Source organism: Methylomagnum sp. (assembly GCF_054333355.1).
The window spans coordinates 1-3,660 of the sequence record NZ_JBTEKS010000417.1; the positions used below are offsets into that span (position 1 = coordinate 1).

The window sequence follows — 3,660 nt, forward strand, 5'->3', positions numbered from 1 at the left end:
GAGGCGAACCGCAGCAACTTGGCGATGCGTTCCTTGTTCTTGAAGTCCTCAATCGGGCCTTCCTTGAACACCTGCCCGAACTCCTTCCAGAACGCGGCGTACTTGTCGGCATCGTTCTTGGCGAGGTCTTCCAACATGCCCAGCACCTTCTTCACGGCGCCCGAGCGGATTTTTTCCAGCAGCTTGTCCTCTTGCAGGATTTCGCGGGACACGTTCAGCGGCAACGAGTCGGAGTCGATCACGCCGCGCACGAAGCGCAGATAGCGCGGCATCAGCTTCTCCGAGCCTTCCATGATGAAGACTTTCCGCACGTACAGCTTCACGCCGTGCTTGGCGTCCCGGTCCCACAGATCGAACGGGGCACGGGCCGGCAGGTAGAGCAGCAGGGTGTACTCGTTGTTGCCCTCGACCCGGCTGTGCAGGCGGGTCAGCGGCTCCTGGAAGTCATGGGAAACGTGCTTGTAGAACTCGTTGTACTGCTCGTCGGTGATCTCGTCCTTGTTCTTCGCCCACAACGCCGACGCGCTGTTGACGGTCTCCCATTCGATGACCTTTTCCTTGACGACCTTCTCGCCCTCTTCGCCTTCCGCGTCATCGTCCTCGCCCGCGTCATAGCTGTCCTTCAGCATGACGATGGGCAGCGAAATGTGGTCGGAGAACTTGCGGACGATGGAGCGCAGCTTCCAGCCGTCGAGGAATTCGTCCTCGCCTTCGCGGAGGTGCAGCGTCACTTTGGTGCCGCGTTCCGGCTTGTCGATGGTTTCCAGGCTGTAATCGCCCTCGCCGGCGGACTCCCAGCGCACGCCGTGTTCGGCGCTGGCGCCCGCCTTGCGGGTTTCCAGCGTCACCTTGTCGGCGACGATGAAGGAGGAATAGAAGCCCACGCCGAACTGGCCGATGAGCTGGCTGTCCTTGGCCTGGTCGCCGGTCAGCGCCTCGAAGAAGCGGCGGGTGCCGGAGCGGGCGATGGTGCCGATGTTCTCGCGCACCTCGTCGCGGTCCATGCCGATGCCGTTGTCGGTAATGGTCAGCGTGCGGGTGGCTTTGTCGAATTCGACGCGGATTTTCAGGTCGGCGTCGCCCTCGAACAGGGCGTGGTCGGCCAGGGCGCTGAAGCGCAGCTTGTCGGCGGCGTCGGAGGCGTTGGAGATCAGTTCGCGGAGAAAGATTTCCTTGTTGCTATACAAGGAATGGATCATCAGGTGCAGAAGTTGTTTGACTTCGGCTTCAAAGCCCAAGGTGACTTTGGTGTCGGCGGCGGTTGTCATGGAATGCGGTCCTCCCGTGTTGAATGAATTTTGATGAGGTGAGAAGTCCTCCTAGATTGGGTTGGCGGGGGGGAATTTCAAGCGGTAGGTCGGGCTTTAGCCCGATTCCGGGGCGTGTAAAAGGAAAGAGTCGGGCTGAAGCCCGACCTACCAAGGGGCAAGGTTTAACGACTAAAATGGCTAATCCGCCCATTCCGGGCGAACAAGGAAAGAGCCACTGGGTAGGCGAGGATAAAGCTTTGAGCCGGATTCGGGACCGCTTGAATGCTCAGAACAGATAAGGATGCGCCGCATTAAACCCATGCACCTTAGCGCGGGGCTTAAAGGTCGGTGGCTGCCACGGCTGGTCGGTTTGCCCCGCCAGGAACTTCGCCAGCCACATCGCCTGATGGCGGATCGGCATGATGTAGGCGTATAGCCGCCCGTCGGTGCATTCGGCGGCGTCGCCCAACGCGAAAATATCCGGGTCGCGGGTGCGCAAGAACCAATCCACCACGATGCCGCGATTGGCGTCCAAGCCCGCCGCCTTCGCCAATTCGGTGCGCGGCTTGAAGCCACAGGCCACGATCACCCCATGAAAACCGGCTTCGCTCCCGCCTTCCAATGTCACCGCGTGGCCTGCGTCGGTGGCTTCAAAACCTTGCACGGCGGCGTTCAAGCGCACGGCTATCCCGTGGCCTTGCAGAACGTCCAGCAGCGTCGCCGAATCCTCCTCGACCAACTGCCGCTCCATCAGCCGGGGCAAGGCATGGAACAGCGTCACCCGGTCGCCCGCCTTCGCCAGATCCGCGCCCGCCTCGCAGCCAATCAAGCCGCCGCCGACCACCGCCCAATGCGGCGTTTCGCCCCGCGCCCGGATGGCTTCCCGCTCCCGGCGCAGGGCGATGAGATCGTCCAGGCTGTTCACCACCCGATAAAGGTGGCTGGCGGCGCGGAACGGCGGCGGAATCAGCGCGTCGGAGCCGGGTGCCAGCACCAGCTTGTCGTAACCGACGGCGAAGTCCTCTGAATCACTGCGGCATAGCACGGACTTGGTTTCCCGATCCAAGCCCAGAACTTTGACGCCGCTTTCGATGTCGATACCGGCGGCGCGGAGGTCGGCGAAGGATTTCAGGATGATCTTGGTTTCCACATCGTCCCGCGTGAAGCCGTGGGACAGCATGGGCCGCGAGTAATAGCCGTGGGTTTCGTGGGTCAGCACGGTGATTTGGGCGTCCGGCTGGTGCTTTTTGAGCTCCTCGGCCAAAGTGATACCGGCGATGCCGGAGCCGACGATGACGGTGTGCATAACGATAACTCCCTGACCTTTCATGGGTAATTGGATTGGCTTGAGTAAGCCCCAAGCCAGTGTTGAAGTTCAATGACGCCCTTGGCGTGTGTGCGGGTGGCGCGGATAACCAGTTCATGGGGCATCAGACCGGCCAATATCATACGGCATGAGCGATAGAAGTTTGTACTCGAAACCACCCAAGGCTTCCTGCTTCCCTAATTTTCGCGCTCGGTGATAATCTCGAACAAACTCAAAATCTGGCACGAAACCGAACATCGCCGCGCCCTGCTTTCCCATTTATGCCTATCTCAAGAGAAACCCATGATCGAAGCACTGAATTCAAAAATCGCTAAAAAGATATTGCTCATCGCTTTCGGGGCGTGGCTGTCACTGCCCGGCAGCGCTGGGGCGGAGAGTGACAAAGAAATCCAGGAAAAAACCCTCAAGGCCCGAGAATTGAACCATTTAGGGGCCATGGATCATTCCCGGCACGCCGGTTCGGAAGCGGCGGCGGGTCAGTTTCGCGGCGTTTTTTATGGCTACCTGCCCTGTCAGGAAGAGGGGTGCAGCGGACTCAAAATGACCCTGTCCCTGAATGCCAAGAATAATTACCTGCTGATCACCCAGCCCGCCAGGGTGTTTAACCGGGAGTCTTTCGAGAAGGGCAAATACCAATGGGACGACGCCCAAGGCACCGTGGTGCTGAACCCCAACAAGAGTGATGCCCCGCCGCGTCGGCTCGCCATCAAGGATACCGGGGTATTGGTTTATCTAAGCCAGGATGGCAAGCCTTTGCCCGGCAATCAGGATAAGTATCTGCTGGAAAGGAGCGACAAGGCCGACAATCGGGAAATGCATATTCATTGACGCGGTTGGTGCGATGGTCGCCGGGCCGGTCTGGCTCGTTCCTCGCCTTGCAAACCTCCAAATCACCGCCAAATTAAGTGTGTGACAAAACGCCTAACGGAGGTTTTCCATGTACTATAGTGGACCCCGTTTTCCGGACAGTCATTTAAGATGGTGACGGGCGAGAACGTGGAGTCCGGAGTGAGCGAGAAGAAACGCCAGGTATTCAGCGGTGAGTTCAAGGCCAAAGTCGCCTTGGAGGCGATCCGGGGGGTG

Annotated in this window: 3 protein-coding genes; 1 reads left to right on the plus strand and 2 read right to left on the minus strand. The window is 59.5% G+C overall.

The window, feature by feature from the left end; all coding sequences use genetic code 11:
* Positions 1-1,268 (minus strand): molecular chaperone HtpG (gene htpG / locus ACXWUF_RS20365; RefSeq protein WP_458496392.1); only part of this gene is annotated, 1,268 nt, incomplete at its 3' end.
* 268 nt (positions 1,269-1,536) lie between these two features.
* Positions 1,537-2,556: an NAD(P)/FAD-dependent oxidoreductase gene (locus ACXWUF_RS20370; protein WP_458496393.1), complete on the minus strand. Its 1,020-nt coding sequence runs from the start codon at positions 2,554-2,556 to the stop codon at positions 1,537-1,539.
* Between the two features lie 303 nt (positions 2,557-2,859).
* Here ACXWUF_RS20370 and ACXWUF_RS20375 point away from each other — a divergent pair, with 303 nt between their 5' ends.
* A complete protein-coding gene (locus ACXWUF_RS20375; RefSeq protein ID WP_458496394.1) occupies positions 2,860-3,405 on the plus strand; it encodes a copper resistance protein NlpE N-terminal domain-containing protein in 546 nt (181 codons plus the stop codon).
* Positions 3,406-3,660 lie beyond the last annotated feature (255 nt).